General features: G+C 40.4%; 2 protein-coding genes. Both read right to left on the bottom strand.

Going from position 1 to position 1,160, the window contains the following annotated elements; all coding sequences use genetic code 11:
* On the bottom strand, nucleotides 1-614 hold a 614-nt coding region (locus tag JZU62_RS08475), incomplete at its 3' end, for a DEAD/DEAH box helicase (RefSeq protein ID WP_295013807.1).
* 9 nt (nucleotides 615-623) lie between these two features.
* On the bottom strand, nucleotides 624-1,094 hold the full coding sequence (locus JZU62_RS08470; protein WP_295013805.1) for a prepilin-type N-terminal cleavage/methylation domain-containing protein: 471 nt from the start codon (nucleotides 1,092-1,094) through the stop codon (nucleotides 624-626).
* Between the last annotated feature and the right edge of the window lie 66 nt (nucleotides 1,095-1,160).

The following is a 1,160-nucleotide window of genomic DNA, read 5'->3' as shown; positions in this document are numbered from 1 at the left end:
ATTTTTGCTAATGTCACTTTTTTTTGCTTCGGCGTCATCTTCGAGTGCCACAACACCACCGCGTCACCGAAATGATTTTTAAAACGCTTCTCCATTTGAGGAGTGAGGGATATTTCGGGGAGTAACAACAGCGCCCTCTTCCCCTCGCTGAGGACTTCATCCATACGAGACATATAGATTTCACTTTTTCCCGCTCCCGTATCACCGAAAAGGAGTGAAACACTCTGTAAACGGATAAAATCGAGGGCTTGGGATTGAGTTTCGGAGAGGGTGATCGAAACAGCTATCCGTTCGTGGTGAGCCTGTCGAACCATAAACTCAGAGAGAACGGGATATGGGACAAATAAATTAAGTGCCTCCCCCAACGAGCACCCATAATAATCACTCATAAACTGTGCCGTTTTGATTTGGTTAGATGAATAAAATAAATCACATATTTCACTAATCGGTTGCGTTGCGAAATCAGGTTTATCACACGGCGCTATTATCACTCCGTGCAGGATACGAGTTGAGAGGGCAACTTCGACTTCAGAGCCTATTAGTAAGGTATTTTCACAGTGGTAAGTTAGAAGTTCAAGGGGAGAACCCAAAAGGGCTATATGATAAAAATACACTCTTTGTTATTAATCAATCAAATTTTGACAATATGTACCTGCATTACCCGTTGCTGTCCTGTCACATGAAAATGTACCAGTTGTACTATTGTAATCAAAATTAATATCCGTATTCATTACATGAAAAACATAACGCCAAGTTGTTCCCATTTGAGTTACACTGGCATTCCAATGGCCATTCGAGCTATTTTGAGTGGCTAACCCATATTGCAAAAGAGTAGACGTTGTTGTTCCATTATGATCAAATAACTCAGTTGTAGTATGATGGAGCTGATTAATATAAGCACTATCTCCCCGTAATAAACGTGCTTGACGTTCACTCACAATCGCGGATCGAATCGCCGCTACATCGCTGCGCCCTTTGGCTATCTGTGCATCATCACGTGTTGCCGCAAATTTAGGAACAGCGATTGCAGCTAAAATTCCCAATACAACAATGACAAAAACAAGTTCTATCATCGTAAAAGCAAAACGTTTCATTTTATAATCCTAATTGTTCTGAGTTTTACGATTGAAAATCAATCACATAAATCAATTCAATTTTAC

It is taken from the genome of Sulfuricurvum sp. (assembly GCF_019163035.1).
Taxonomy (GTDB): domain Bacteria; phylum Campylobacterota; class Campylobacteria; order Campylobacterales; family Sulfurimonadaceae; genus Sulfuricurvum.
The sequence above is the reverse complement of the archived record's forward strand: the minus strand, read 5'-3'. Positions and strand labels throughout refer to the sequence as shown.